This is a genomic window from Halomonas chromatireducens (assembly GCF_001545155.1).
GTDB lineage: Bacteria > Pseudomonadota > Gammaproteobacteria > Pseudomonadales > Halomonadaceae > Halomonas > Halomonas chromatireducens.
Genome location: NZ_CP014226.1, coordinates 769,498 through 783,194 on the forward strand (window position 1 = coordinate 769,498; position 13,697 = coordinate 783,194).

Consider the following 13,697-nt stretch of genomic DNA (forward strand, 5'->3'; position numbering starts at 1 on the left):
CGTGGACTGGATAGCGAGCCTGCAGGGGCTGGTAGGTGGCGTAATGATTGGTCTCTCGGCCGTATGGCTGATGGCAACGCTTGGCCGCATCGCCGGCATCAGCGGAATTGTCGGCAGCCTGGTGACGACCCTGCCCAAGGGCGACAGCGCCTGGCGCGTGGCCTTCATGATGGGCCTGGTCAGCGGCCCGCTGCTGCTAATGCTGCTGGGCGGCGGCCTGGGTAACGTGGCCGATGCGCCTGGCGTAGTGGTCGGCCAGCCTGCCGGTGGGGTGGGTCTGATGCTAATAGCAGGCCTTCTCGTCGGCGTGGGGACCGGTCTGGGCAGTGGCTGCACCAGCGGGCACGGTGTCTGCGGGCTGGCACGGCTGTCGCCACGTTCCCTGGTGGCCACGGTGACCTTCCTGGCATGCGCCATCGTTACCGTCTATATCGTGCGGCACGTGATCGGAGGTGGTGCATGAAGACGCTGATGGGTTATATCTCCGGGTTGCTGTTCGGGCTGGGACTGGCGCTCGCCGGCATGACTGACCCCGCGCGGGTGCTCGGTTTTCTCGATATTTTCGGCGCCTGGGACCCGACGCTGATGTTCGTACTCGGCGGCGCCGTGGTGACCACCTTCATTGGCTACCGGTTCGTTTTCCGCCAGGAACAGCCGCTGATTGGCGAGACCTTCCAACTGCCTACTCGTCAAGATTTCGATGCCCGGCTGATTGGTGGTTCGGCCCTGTTCGGGATAGGCTGGGGGCTTTCAGGCTACTGTCCCGGGCCGGCCATTGCGTCAATCGCTGGGCTGACTGCCCCCCTGTTTGCCATGCTGGTCGCCATGGTTACCGGTTGGTTTCTCGCCCGGGCTATACCTGCCAGGAGCTGATCCCTGCCACTGTTACTCGTTGACACGCTTCTGCCCCTGCCGTCCTTGCGGCAGGGGCGTTTTCTGTACGACGCGACTCAGGGTGCCGTGCCCCCCATCATCTCGAGCAGCCGTGCTTCCTCCGGCATGCCATCCACCCGCTGAAGGCGATCTTCATGTCGGAAGACGGTGGTTGGCGTGGCGTATAGGCCCAGCTCGTCGAAAAGCTGGTTGTTGCGATACACCTGGTCTTCTATGTCGCGTGGCTGGGCAGAGGGGCCAATATCATCGCCGCTACTGTGGTCATGCAGAGCGGCCTCTGGGTCTTCGGCGCCCAGAAGGGCAGCTGCCTTGGCAGGACTGTTCTGACTGAGGATGCCCACCATGATATGGCGCAATTGAACTTCCCCGGCCTCGACCCAGGGGCGAACTTGCTCCCAGAACTGCCGGCAATAGGGGCAGTTGGGGTCGGTGAAGGTATATAGCACACGGGGAGCATCCGGCTGGCCGTCCTGAATCCAGTGGCTCTGTTCCAATTGTTGCCATACCTCGCCCTCCTGGGGCGCCCGCACCAGTTCATCGAGAGGGGCCTCAGAGAGATCGTTGCCCTCGGCATCGATCATGGTGCCGACGATGGCATGATTGCCATCGGAAGTGACAAAGACGGTCATCTCACGTCCCTGATGGCTGGCTGCGTAGCCGGTAAGCCCGCTGGGGGCTTCGAATTCACCGTGCACCTCAAGCCCCTGCTCGGTCAATGCACGAACCGGGCCCGGCCAGTCGCCGGCATAGGCCATCTGGGCTGTGGCAATAGCTGTCAGGCTGGTAGCGAGCAGTGAGAGTCGAAAAGCCATGTCGATTCCTTGAAATGGGTAGGGAAGTGCATGTTGTAAGTGGCGTCAGCGCAGGCGCTCGAGGCCGCTGTGCAAGGTGGCTCGCGACAGTTCCCCAAAGTGCGTATTGCTCAGGCGGCCATCGGCGTCGTAGAAAAGCGTCGTAGGCATGGCCATTGACCCGGTAACCTCGCCAAGTGCATTGGTCGAATCGAGCAGCACATTGTCCAGTTCAAGAGAGTGCTCCGTGAGGAATCGGTTCACATGCTGGGCGCTTTCTCCCTGATTGACGAAGACAAAGGTGATGTCGTCGATTTCCTTCTGGGCCTGCTCGAAGACTGGCATTTCGCGGATACAGGGCGGGCACCAAGTGGCCCATAGGTTCACCACCATCGGCTGACCCTCTGCTGCTGCCAGCGACGGCAGTTCAGTAGGGTTGCCCCCGAGGGTGGCCAGGGACGTGTCCGGAATCGGTCTGGCGCTTCCCTCCAGCAAGACCAGGGGGCCGGCGATGAGGCCCCAGGTAAGGGCGCCGGTTAGCAGGGCGCCGGCCAGGGGCACCCGTTGGGCAGGAAGTCGCCACATCAGCCAGAGAGCATAGGCCAGTCCCACCACCAGACCGCCGATTGGGTCGAAACCGCCGTCACGAATATCCAGTATCGACATCATGTCGTCGTAGCTGCTCCAGTAGCGGGCCACGAACAGCAGTCGAGCCCCAGCCAGGCTGAGAAGAAGCAGGGTGAAAAGTGTATCGGCCACCGGGGTGCGATGGCGTCGTCCGATCAGGGTTCCGGCCAGCAAGGCCATCCCGAAGGCTACCATGATCAGCACCTGGCCCAGTGAGAATCCCAATGGACCCAGGGCGATGCTCTGTTGCAGGGCGTTCATGCAGCGCAGTTCTCCTATGTCGAGCCATCCGTCGCAATGGACTCGCCAGTGTGTCAGCTATTGATGACTGCCGGTTCACGCCGGACTGTGTCGAGTTGACGCAGCCTGGCTCCGAAGCGGGTAACGGAATAGTATGCTGCTCGCTTCCCCTCTGTCGCATGGCATAACGATACAACAAGGAGCCCCGCATGATGTTGCCCCGCACTCTTCTACTCGCTACCGGCCTTTCTCTGGTGTCGCTCACTGCGCTAGCCGATGCGCTCAATATCGAAGATGCCCAGGTGCGCGCCGTGCCGCCGGGCTCGGAAACATCGGCAGCTTTCATGACGCTTCATAATACCAGCGACACGGATATCGCCCTGGTGGATACCAGCTCGCCCACCGCCGAGGTGATGGAGTTGCATAATCACGAAGATGTCGATGGCGTGATGCAGATGCGCAAGGTGTCGCGCATCATCGTCCCCGCCGGTGAAACGGTGGCGCTTGCACCAGGCGGTCTGCACATGATGTTGATCAAGCTTACCTCACCCCTTGTCGAAGGGGAGCCGGTCGAGCTGACGCTTACTTTTGACAACGGCGAGAGCCAGGTGGTCGAGGCGCCGGTCAGCCGCATCAACCTGGATGCCGAGGATCATGGGCATGATCACGGTCACGGCCACAAGCATTGATCGGAGGTGCTCGTTCTACCGCTTCCCCGCATTTGGTGTCGAAGCTGGGCGACCAGCGGGCCAGAGGTTACAATACTGCACTATTGAACCATGAGCGGCCTGCAGTCGGTCGCCCCGCTTCGCATTCGGATCGATACCATGCATTGCCCTTTTTGTGGCGCCAATGATACCCGTGTGACCGACTCCCGCCTGGTGGCTGAGGGCGACCAGGTGCGTCGCCGCCGCCAGTGCACGGCCTGTGGTGAGCGTTTTACCACCTATGAGACCGCCGAGCTGGTGATGCCCAGGGTGGTCAAGGCCGATGGCTCTCGCGAAACCTTCAACGAGCAGAAACTGCGTGCTGGAATGCTGCGGGCCTTGGAGAAGCGACCGGTCAGCGCCGAGTCCATCGAGGCCGCCGTGGAGCGGATTCGCCAGCGGCTGCGTGCCAGTGGCGAGCGCGAGATCCAGGCGCGGGACATCGGCGAGGCGGTGATGCAGGCGCTCAAGCGACTCGATCAGGTTGCCTTCATTCGTTTCGCGTCGGTCTACCGTCGCTTTCAGGATATCGACGAGTTTCGCGCCGAGATCGACCGCCTGTCGCGGGAGCCGGGATTCCCGCCGGGAACGGCTGACGACGGCGAGCGCTGAATCCCGCCTTACCCTTTCTGCCAGGGAGTGATATGGCCAAGCCTACTGCCGCCGCCTGGATGGCTCGGGCGCTTCAATTGGCCCGCCGTGGTCTCTACACCACCGACCCCAACCCCCGCGTGGGCTGTGTTCTGGTCAAGGGCAATCGGCTGGTAGGAGAGGGCTGGCACGAGCGTGCCGGCGAACCCCATGCCGAAGTGCATGCCTTGCGGATGGCTGGTGAAGCAGCCCGCCGCGCGACAGCCTATGTGACCCTGGAGCCCTGCTCCCACCATGGGCGTACCGGCCCCTGTGCCGTCGCACTGATCGACGCCGGGGTGAAGCGGGTGGTGGTGGCCATGGGCGACCCCAATCCGGAGGTGGCCGGCCGAGGCATCACCATGCTGCGCGAGGCGGGAATCGAGGTGGATGTCGGCCTGCTCGAGGAAGAGGCTAGAGCGATCAATCCTGGTTTCCTGTCGCGAATGAGTCGCCATCGCCCCTATGTGCGATTGAAGATGGCGATGAGCCTGGATGGGCGCACGGCGATGGAGTCCGGCGAATCCCAATGGATTACCGGCCCCCATGCCCGTTCGGAAGTCCAGCGGTTGCGTGCGCGATCCAGTGCTGTGCTGACCGGCGTTGATTCGGTCATCTTCGATAATTCTCGCCTGACCGTGAGGGCAAGCCAACTTGGCCTGGAGGATGCTGATGCCATCGCCAGACGCCAGCCACTGCGGGTCGTGGTGGATACACACCTTCGTCTGCCCCAGGCCGCGGCCTGCCTGCGTGAATCCGGGCGCACTCTGGTGGCAACGGTCATGGGTTACGATGTCGATCGGCGTGCCCGGCTGGAGTCAGCCGGTGCCGAAATACTGGTATTGCCGGCTGGCGAGGGTGGCCGTGTCGATCTTGCCGCCTTGCTGGGCTATCTGGCGGAGCAAGAGCTGGTCAACGAGGTGCTGCTGGAAACCGGGGCCACACTTGCTGGCGCCATGCTCGACGCGAATCTGGTGGATGAGATGCAGCTGTTCGTGGCGCCGACCCTGCTGGGCGGTGAGGCGCGGCCGCTGTTCGCCTTGCCGGGACTGACGCGTATGGCCCAGCAGCGCCCGTTGGATATCATCGATATCCGTGCTGTCGGTCGCGACTGGCGTATTACCGCTCGACCCGCGCGGCTTCAGGGCTGAATTCATCAGGGCGCCGGGAACAGCTCGCTCGCTACAGGGGCTAGCGCCGCGCCAAGGTGCCACTACTGGCGCCCGACGCCGCGCCAAGGTTGCTCACTACTGGCGCCCGACGCCGCGCCAAGGTACCCTGACGCCCATTCGAGGCGGGGCGTAGAACTTTAGTAATGGATGTTAGTCACGGACGTTGCTCACGCCACGGTCGAAGTGCCACAACGCCTTTTTGCTGAATCAATCGGAGATTCCATGGTGCAATCTTCCCGCGGGGGCCTCGCTTCCATCGAAGACCTGATCGAGGACATTCGTCAGGGCAAGATGGTGATCCTCATGGATGATGAGGATCGTGAGAACGAGGGCGACATCATCATGGCCGCCGAGAAGGTCGGGGCCGAGCACATCAATTTCATGGCACGCCATGCCCGGGGCCTGATCTGCATGCCCATGACGCGAGAGCGCTGCGAGCGACTAAAGCTGCCGCTGATGGTGAGCGACAACGGTTCCGGCTTTGGCACCAAGTTCACTCTCTCCATCGAAGCGGCGGAGGGGGTGACCACAGGCATCTCGGCCGCGGACAGGGCGCGTACCGTACAGGCGGCAGCGGCCCGTAATGCCCGGGCCGAGGATATCGTTCAGCCCGGCCACATCTTTCCGCTGATGGCCGAGCCCGGCGGCGTGCTGCGGCGTGCCGGACATACCGAGGCGGCATGCGACCTGGCGGCATTGGCAGGTTGTGACCCCAGCGGTGTGATCTGCGAAGTCATGAACGACGATGGCAGCATGGCCCGGCGGCCCGAGCTCGAGCGTTTTGCTGCCGAGCATGACTTGAAGATGGGCACCATCGCCGACCTGATCCACTATCGCATTCATAATGAGCAGACGGTGGAGCCGGTGGAGTCGACTCCGGTCAACACGGCCGCAGGAGAAATGACGCTGCATGTCTTCCGCGATCGAATTCAAGGTGCGCACCACGTGGCGCTGGTCAAGGGGACGCCGACCCCCGATTCGCTGACTACGGTGCGAGTGCATCTGGCCGATACCATGCGGGATCTGCTTGGCCTGCAGAAGGGTGAAGGCAAGAACTGGACCACCCACAGTGCACTGGATGAGGTGGCCCGCGTCGACCAGGGTGTCTTCGTCCTGCTCGATGATGGGCGTCCGCATCAGGACTTCCGTGATCAGCTGGAGGTTTTTCTGGAGCGTCGCCGCCTGCCTCGTACCAGCGACTCGGACGGTGCCGGCAACTACCTGACCATTGGCACGGGTTCGCAAATCTTGCGCCATCTTGGTGTGGGCAGGATGCGTCTGCTCAGCTCACCCTGGAAGTTCTCGGCGCTGTCGGGCTTCGACCTCGAAGTTGTCGAACTGATTGCGCCGGGCGACATCGAGGCTCCCATCGAGAACTGAGACGGTCGCCGTCTGGCGCTATGATGAAAGCTGGCGCACCCTGGGGTGCGCCTGTTAATTCAGCAGGACTATTTTCAGGAATTAGCGATGCATACCTTGTCTCAATTGGAAGGCAACTTCGTCGATGTCGACGGCCGCTACGTGATCGTGGTGGGGCGCTTCAATCATCATGTGGTCGACAGCCTGGTGGAGGGTGCCGTGGATATCCTGATGCGCCATGGCGTGGATGCCGACCATATCGATATCGTTAATGTGCCCGGTGCCTGGGAGCTACCGCTGGCGGTCAAGCGGGCCCTGCAGGTAGCCAAGCCGGATGCGGTGATCGCGCTGGGCGCTGTGATACGTGGCGGTACACCGCACTTCGAATATGTGGCGGGGGGCTGCAATTCGGCACTCGGCAGCCTGCAGTTGGAGTTCGACACGCCCATCTCCAACGGTGTGCTGACCGTGAACTCCATCGAGCAGGCCATCGAGCGCTCCGGTACCAAGGCTGGCAACAAGGGTGCCGAGGCCGCCATGGCCGCCATGGAGATGGTGTCGTTGCTGCGGGGCTTCGGTGATGCCGGAGAGAGTCATGAGTGAACCGCGTTCCAAGCGCCCCCCTTCGACGGGGCAGCAGAAGAGGCGCGCCGCCCGGGAGCTGGCCGTCCAGGGCCTCTACCAGTGGCACATGACCGGCAAGTCGATCTCGGCAGTTGAAGCGGAGTTCCGCAGCCAGCTGCCCGACGAGGACATGGAGGATCATGAAAACTGGGCCAAGGTCATGGAGATCGCCGACCTGGCACTTTTTCACGACCTGCTGCACAACGTGGCTCGCTATCGCGGCGACCTGGATGCCGCCATCGGACCCTTGCTCGACCGGCGTATCGAGGAGCGGGATCCCATCGAATTGACCATTCTGAGGCTCGGTGCATACGAGCTGTCGCATCGGCCGGATGTCCCCTACCGGGCGGTGATCAACGAGGGGGTCGAATTGGCCAAGTCCTTCGGCGCCACCGACGGTCACAAGTACGTCAACGGCATTCTCGACAAACTGGCCTCGCGGTTGCGCAGCGCCGAGGTCAGCGCGCGTCGTCGCTGAAGGTGCCAAGGTGACCAGTGAATTCGAGCTGATCGCCCGTCATTTCACGCCTGCCGCCCCGGGCTCACGGGCCGGTGTGGTCCTGGGCGTGGGCTATGACTGTGCGTTGCTGATACCGCACCCTGGTTCGCGGCTGGCCGTCAGTGTGGATACGTCGGTCGCTGAGGTCCATTTTCCCGGCACCGCACCGGCGGTGGCGATCGGCCATCGTGCCCTGGCGGGCAGCCTCCGTGATCTGGCGGCCATGGGCGCCGAGTCTCGCTGGTGCCTGATGGCATTGGCCATGGCAGATACTGACGACACCTGGTTATCCGAGTTCGCCCGGGGGTTTCATGACCTTTGTGCGGCGACCGGTACCACCCTGGTCGGCGGTGACGTGACCCGCGGTGAGCTGGCAATCGGGGTAACGGTAATGGGGGAAGTGCCCGAAGGGCAGGCCCTCACGCGGAGCGGAGCAAGGCCCGGAGATCGTTTGGCCGTGACCGGTGCATTGGGGGGCGGGGCTGGAGGTCTGGCACTCTGGCAGCACGGCGAAAGGGACATGCAGCATCCCCTGCTGGCGCGTTACCTTCTTCCCCAGCCTCGACTTGAAGCGGGACAGGCCTTGCGCGGCCTGGCCACCGCAGCCATCGATATTTCCGATGGATTGCTGGCAGACCTGGGGCATGTACTGGCCGCTTCCGGCGTGGGCGCAAGCATCGATGTCGATGCGCTGCCCCTGGCCGAAGGGCTGCTCGAGGCTCTGGGCCCTGACCGAGCTCGGCAGGCCGCACTGGGCGGTGGCGATGACTATGAGCTGTTGGTCAGCCTGCCCGCCGAAGCCATGGCGGAGGCGACTCGTCGCCTGGCCGGGCTGGGGCTGGCGCTGACGTCGCTCGGCACGGTCACGGCCGAGCTGGGCCTGTCCGGTGTTGGCGACACTGTCCTCCACGGCTGGCAGCATTTCGGGGTGGCGAATGCCAAGGGAGGGGCGACATGAATCGCGCGCCCCCGAGCGTCTGGCGGCGGCCCGTCCATTTTTTTGCCTTCGGCCTTGGCAGCGGTGCCGTGCCCTGGGCGCCGGGTACCTTCGGTACCCTGGCGGCCATCCCGTTTTACTGGCTGATGTCAGAGTTACCGCTGAACTGGTACCTGATTCTGGTGGCAGTTTCCTTCGTCGTGGGTATCTGGCTCTGTGACAGGACCTCGCGTGATCTTGGTGTGCATGACCACTCCGGTATTGTCTGGGATGAATTCGTCGGTTACTGGATCACCATGGCGGCGGTGCCTTTCTCGTGGGAAGCGGCGCTCTGGGGGTTCATCCTGTTTCGCATCTTCGATGTCTTCAAGCCGTGGCCGATTCGCTGGGCGGATCGTCGTGTAGCAGGGGGGTTCGGCATCATGATCGATGATGTGCTGGCCGGAATCTACGCTTGGAGTACGATGCACCTCTGGCTTTGGTTACACTAGTTTACTGAAAGCCGTATTAGTCAAGGAAATGACAAGGAGGCGGAGCTGTGCGCAAGGAACGTCTCATCGTCCCGCTGCTAATTTTCCTGCTGCTGCTCTGGCTGGCGGGGCAGGCCCTTTCCAGCCACTTCTTCGAACGGGAAATGGCGCGAACGCTGAGTGATCTCGAGGCACGTGGTGAGCTGGTCGTGTCGCGTTCGGAGCTTGAGCGGGGATGGTGGTCGTCGACCGGCCGCATCCACCTGGCACCGCTGCTGGGGAATGTCTGGCAGCTGGAGCTGACCTACAGGGCGCGACACGGGGTGCTCAATACCCACCTGAACGGCGAGGCGATGTTGCGCCATGGTCCTGAGGCTGCCCAGCTGTTCGGTGACTTGCTGGCCTCGTCGCCTCCCCTTTGGCAGGCCAGCTACCATACTCTGACCGGGACCCTGGAAGGCGGGCTTCGCCTCTCTCCCTTGCGGGTCACCCAGCAGGATCGCGAACTGGTGTTCGATGGGGGGCGTCTCCATTTCAGCGGGGAGCAGGGCGACTGGCGTCTCCGGGCTCACCTCGATTCCTGGCGGTTGACGGATGGGACTGCCAGCCTCGCAATCGGCCCCTCCACGCTCAACAGCCACTACGCCTATACCGAAGATGCCCATTCCTTCACACAGGAGGACCGGCTGCAGGTCGAGTCGGTAGCCTGGCGTCAGCCTCTATTGAGCCTGGATGCCAGCAATCTTCGTGTCACCAATCGCACGGTCCTCGATGAGCGGGAGCTCAGAATGCAGCTCGCTGTCGACTTGGGCGAAGTGCATACCGCGGGCGAAGTACTGCTCACCGGTGATCTGTTACTCGAGCTGTCACGCCTGAATGCCGATGCGCTTCGGGTGAGCACTTCTCGACTCCGTGAGCTGGCCGCCAGTGGTCACCATGAACTTGGCCGCCGCGAGCTGTTGGCTCAGCTCGAGCCGCATCTGATTGAGACCCTGAAAGATTCGCCACGCCTCGACTTGCTGAGCCTTCAACTGGATAGTCCCATGATGGGACTGTCGGCCCGGGCCGATGGCTCACTGTTCTTCGATGGACGTCGCCTCGATGAATTGAGTCTGATCGACGCCGACGACCCCTCAATGCAGGCGCGCTGGCGACAGCGACTCGACGGCGACTTAACCTGGTACGACTTGCCTACCGTGGTGGCCCTATGGCTCGGCCTGCCATTGGACACCCGCACCCTGGAAGTCGACGTGGGCCGAGGGCAGGTGCGCGTCAACAGCCGCCCCTTGCCCCAGCTGTGGCGCTGAGCCACAGACGTCAGCATGCACTTTTGTCCTGCTAGCCTGGCACTCTTTGCTGCCGAGGCGATTTCACGCCACCTTGAACACGACATCTTGACCGCCGCACCTGGAAATAGTGGGCCGATGACTTGAAGTTGGCCGGTCGCGCCCGCATTCCTCAGGTCAGACCCAGGCGCCCAGCTTCAGGATGAGGTTTCGATGAGCGATTACGATCAGGATGAGCAGAATTGGCAGCAATCGATGCGCGATAACGCGGAAGACGATAACGCGGACGAGAAGTGGACAGGATCCGACGGTGAGACGGAAGAGTCCCTGAGCAACGCGATGGTGCCGGCAAGCGAATCCCTGCCCGAACGAATTTCCCTGTTGCCGATTCACAACCGCCCCTTCTTCCCTGCTCAAGTGCAGCCTCTGGTGATCAACCGTGAGCGCTGGGAGGACACGATGCGCCGGGTCGGCAACACGCCTCACCATACCCTGGGGGTTGCCTTCGTCGGCGATACCGGCGTCGATAACCTGACCCACGAGTCGTTTCCCGAATACGGCACGGCGGTCAAGGTTCACAAGCTGCAGGGTGAGGATCAGCAGCTCCAGTTCATTGCCCAGGGTCTCAGGCGCTTTCATATCCAGCGCTGGCTATCCAAGAAACCGCCTTATCTGGTCGAGGTGAGCTACCCGCGGGAGCCGGTCGATGCCGACGAGGACGAGACCCGCGCCTATGCCATGGCGATCATCAACGGCATCAAGGAGCTGCTGCCGATCAATCCGCTCTACGGCGAAGAGCTCAAGCACTACCTCAATCGGTTCAGCCCCCACGAGCCGGGTCCGCTGACCGATTTTGCTGCGGCCATCACCTCGGCACGGGGAGGCGAGCTGCAGAAAGTGCTGGAAACTTTGCCGGTACAGGCGCGCATGGAGAAGGTGCTGCCCTTGCTGCGCAAGGAGATCGACGTTGCCCAGCTGCAGACGGAGATCAGCGAGCAGGTCAATGCCCAGATGCAGGAACGCCAGCGCGAATTCTTCCTGCGTGAACAGCTCAAGGTAATCCAGCGCGAGCTGGGGATCTCCAAGGACGATCGCGAGAACGATGTCGACACCTTCCGTGACCGCCTCGAGAGCCTGGTGGTGCCGCCCAAGGTACTGACCCGCATCGAAGAGGAGCTTGATAAGCTCTCGGTGCTGGAGACCGGCTCGCCGGAGTATGGCACCACACGCAACTATCTCGACTGGCTGACATCGATGCCCTGGGGGGTGCGAAGCGTCGACCAGATGGAGCTCGCCCATGCTCGCGAGATACTGGACCGCGACCATGACGGGCTCAAGGACGTCAAGGAGCGAATCGTCGAGTTCCTTGCCGAGGGTACCTTCAAGGGCGATGTGGGAGGCTCGATCCTGCTGCTCGTCGGCCCCCCGGGGGTCGGCAAGACCTCGGTCGGGCGATCCATCGCCGAAGCCCTGGGGCGCCAGTTCTATCGTTTCTCTGTGGGTGGCATGCGCGACGAAGCCGAGATCAAGGGCCACCGCCGTACTTATATCGGCGCCATGCCGGGCAAGCTGGTGCAGGCGCTCAAGGAGGTCGAGGTCGAGAACCCGGTGATCATGCTCGACGAGATCGACAAGATGGGACAGTCGTTCCAAGGTGACCCGGCCTCGGCACTGCTGGAGGTGCTCGACCCGGAACAGAACATCGATTTCCTCGACCATTACCTGGACGTGCGGCTCGATCTCTCCAAGGTGCTCTTCGTCTGTACCGCCAATACCCTGGACTCGATTCCGGGGCCGCTTCTCGACCGCATGGAACAGATACGGCTATCGGGCTACATCGCCGAAGAGAAAGTGGCCATTGCCAGGAACCATCTCTGGCCCAAGCTGCTTGAACGCGACCGGATTCCGAAGAAGCGTATCAACCTCACCGATGCGGCGCTCAAGCAGGTCATTGAGGGTTACGCCAGGGAGGCCGGTGTGCGACAGCTGGAAAAACAGCTCCACAGCATCGTGCGCAAGGCGGCGGTAAAGCTGCTGGAGAACGACCAGCAGTCGGTCAAGGTATCAGTGAAGAACCTGGAGGAGTTTCTGGGTGCCCCGCTGTTCCGCCAGGAGCAGGTGCTCAAGGGGGAGGGTGTGGTCACCGGCCTGGCCTGGACCTCCATGGGCGGGGCGACCCTGCCCATCGAGGCGGGCAAGGTGCATTCCCTGACCCGGGGCTTCAAGCTCACCGGAAAGCTTGGCGAAGTCATGCAGGAGTCCGCCAATATCGCCTACAGCTACACCTTGGGGCACCTGGCGGAGTACGGCGCCGACGCGGATTTCTTCGATTCTGCCTTCGTACACCTTCACGTCCCTGAAGGGGCCACGCCCAAGGATGGCCCCTCGGCGGGGGTGACCATGACCACGGCACTGCTCTCCCTCGCCCTGCACCTGTCCATCGACCGGCCGCTGGCGATGACCGGTGAACTGACCTTGACCGGCCAGGTACTGCCGGTAGGTGGCATCCGCGAGAAGATCATCGCTGCCCGTCGCAGCAAGATATTCGAGGTGATCTTGCCTGAGGCCAACCGCCGCGACTATGCGGAACTTCCCGATTACCTCAAGGAGGGGGTGACGGTGCATTTTGCCAGGCGTTATCAGGATGTGGCCAAGGTAGCTTTTGGCTAATCGACTAACCCATGGAGACGCTGGCGCCACCATCGACGATCAGGGTGTCGCCGGTGATGAAGGTGTTGCTCGGAGAGGCAAGGAACGCCACGGCTCGCGCTACCTCGTTGGCAGCCGCGACGCGCCCAAGCGGAGTGGAGGCCTGCCACAGGCGACGTGACTCGGAGTCGGCATGTTGCATGCCGGTGGTGACGGGTCCTGGTGCCACTGCATTGACCAGTATTCCCTGAGGCCCCAGTTCCACCGCCAGTGCCCGGGTCAGCGCCAGGATCGCGCCCTTGGTCATTGCATAGCTCGAACGCTCGGCCGTGGTGCGCAGGCCATGCGCCGAGGCGACGTTGACGATACGCCCACCACCGCTTGCGATCATCAGCCGGACGGCGGCCTGGATTGCCTGGAAGGCCCCGGTGACGTTGATCGCCATCATGGTATCCAGGTCCTCTTGTGAGACATCCACGAAGCGACCGCGTCGGATCACACCGGCTGCATTGATGCATGCGTCAAGCCCCTTACCCTGCCGCTCGATCTGCGCAAACGCCCGGGCAATGCTGGCAGGTTCGGCCAGGTCGCAAGGCACGAACGCCGCGCGTTCGCCCCAGGCTGTGAGCGCTGGCACCACGCTCTCCTGGCGCTCCTCTAGGTCGAGCAGGAAGATACTGTACCCAGCTGCGACCATTGCCTCACAAATGGCTGAGCCGATTCCCCCTGCGGCGCCGATTACCGCTGCTGTTCGCATAGTCTTTCCTTCGATGCCAAGATTCGGGTGTTCAAGGCTGGAAAAATCGGCATTA

15 protein-coding genes are annotated in these 13,697 nt (G+C 62.7%); 12 read left to right on the forward strand and 3 right to left on the reverse strand.

Going from position 1 to position 13,697, the window contains the following annotated elements; translation table 11 throughout:
• The first annotated feature begins 1 nt into the window (after position 1).
• Positions 2-463: a YeeE/YedE family protein gene (locus LOKO_RS03620; RefSeq protein WP_066445189.1), complete on the forward strand. Its 462-nt coding sequence runs from the start codon at positions 2-4 to the stop codon at positions 461-463.
• Positions 460-873 carry a DUF6691 family protein gene (locus LOKO_RS03625; protein ID WP_066445192.1) on the forward strand — a complete coding sequence of 138 codons (414 nt, stop codon included), beginning with the start codon at positions 460-462 and terminating at the stop codon, positions 871-873. The genes LOKO_RS03620 and LOKO_RS03625 overlap by 4 nt, the downstream gene beginning before the upstream one ends.
• Positions 874-950: 77 nt before the next feature.
• Here the strand turns inward: LOKO_RS03625 and dsbG are convergent, their stop codons facing one another.
• The gene (gene dsbG, locus LOKO_RS03630) at positions 951-1,706 is read right to left on the reverse strand and encodes a thiol:disulfide interchange protein DsbG (RefSeq protein ID WP_066445195.1); all 756 of its coding nucleotides are present in this window, start codon (positions 1,704-1,706) and stop codon (positions 951-953) included.
• Positions 1,707-1,751: 45 nt separating this feature from the next.
• Positions 1,752-2,573: a TlpA disulfide reductase family protein gene (locus LOKO_RS03635; RefSeq protein ID WP_066445198.1), complete on the reverse strand. Its 822-nt coding sequence runs from the start codon at positions 2,571-2,573 to the stop codon at positions 1,752-1,754.
• Positions 2,574-2,761: 188 nt separating this feature from the next.
• Here LOKO_RS03635 and LOKO_RS03640 point away from each other — a divergent pair, with 188 nt between their 5' ends.
• The 10 genes from LOKO_RS03640 to lon all read left to right on the forward strand — a co-directional run bounded on the left by LOKO_RS03640 (position 2,762) and on the right by lon (position 12,906).
• The gene (locus tag LOKO_RS03640; protein ID WP_066445206.1) at positions 2,762-3,241 is read left to right on the forward strand and encodes a copper chaperone PCu(A)C; all 480 of its coding nucleotides are present in this window, start codon (positions 2,762-2,764) and stop codon (positions 3,239-3,241) included.
• 138 nt (positions 3,242-3,379) lie between these two features.
• Positions 3,380-3,871, forward strand: a complete 492-nt coding sequence (gene nrdR / locus LOKO_RS03645) for a transcriptional regulator NrdR (RefSeq protein ID WP_066452203.1) — start codon at positions 3,380-3,382, stop codon at positions 3,869-3,871.
• Between the two features lie 32 nt (positions 3,872-3,903).
• Positions 3,904-5,040 carry a bifunctional diaminohydroxyphosphoribosylaminopyrimidine deaminase/5-amino-6-(5-phosphoribosylamino)uracil reductase RibD gene (ribD, locus tag LOKO_RS03650; protein WP_066445208.1) on the forward strand — a complete coding sequence of 379 codons (1,137 nt, stop codon included), beginning with the start codon at positions 3,904-3,906 and terminating at the stop codon, positions 5,038-5,040.
• 243 nt (positions 5,041-5,283) lie between these two features.
• Positions 5,284-6,441, forward strand: coding sequence for a bifunctional 3,4-dihydroxy-2-butanone-4-phosphate synthase/GTP cyclohydrolase II (gene ribBA, locus LOKO_RS03655; RefSeq protein ID WP_066445210.1), 1,158 nt, complete (start codon positions 5,284-5,286; stop codon positions 6,439-6,441).
• 87 nt (positions 6,442-6,528) lie between these two features.
• Positions 6,529-7,023, forward strand: coding sequence for a 6,7-dimethyl-8-ribityllumazine synthase (ribH, locus tag LOKO_RS03660; RefSeq protein ID WP_066445213.1), 495 nt, complete (start codon positions 6,529-6,531; stop codon positions 7,021-7,023).
• On the forward strand, positions 7,016-7,522 hold the full coding sequence (gene nusB, locus LOKO_RS03665) for a transcription antitermination factor NusB (RefSeq protein WP_066445215.1): 507 nt from the start codon (positions 7,016-7,018) through the stop codon (positions 7,520-7,522). Before ribH ends, nusB begins: the two co-directional genes overlap by 8 nt.
• A 10-nt stretch (positions 7,523-7,532) precedes the next feature.
• The gene (thiL, locus tag LOKO_RS03670; RefSeq protein WP_066445218.1) at positions 7,533-8,501 is read left to right on the forward strand and encodes a thiamine-phosphate kinase; all 969 of its coding nucleotides are present in this window, start codon (positions 7,533-7,535) and stop codon (positions 8,499-8,501) included.
• Positions 8,498-8,971, forward strand: coding sequence for a phosphatidylglycerophosphatase A family protein (locus tag LOKO_RS03675; protein WP_066445223.1), 474 nt, complete (start codon positions 8,498-8,500; stop codon positions 8,969-8,971). The genes thiL and LOKO_RS03675 overlap by 4 nt, the downstream gene beginning before the upstream one ends.
• A 47-nt stretch (positions 8,972-9,018) precedes the next feature.
• On the forward strand, positions 9,019-10,257 hold the full coding sequence (locus LOKO_RS03680; RefSeq protein WP_066445224.1) for a DUF945 family protein: 1,239 nt from the start codon (positions 9,019-9,021) through the stop codon (positions 10,255-10,257).
• Between the two features lie 192 nt (positions 10,258-10,449).
• Positions 10,450-12,906, forward strand: a complete 2,457-nt coding sequence (gene lon, locus LOKO_RS03685) for an endopeptidase La (RefSeq protein ID WP_066445225.1) — start codon at positions 10,450-10,452, stop codon at positions 12,904-12,906.
• A 4-nt stretch (positions 12,907-12,910) separates the two neighbouring features.
• Here lon and LOKO_RS03690 read toward each other — a convergent pair whose 3' ends face one another.
• Complete coding sequence (locus LOKO_RS03690) at positions 12,911-13,642, reverse strand: SDR family NAD(P)-dependent oxidoreductase (protein WP_066445227.1); 732 nt, start codon at positions 13,640-13,642, stop codon at positions 12,911-12,913.
• Between the last annotated feature and the right edge of the window lie 55 nt (positions 13,643-13,697).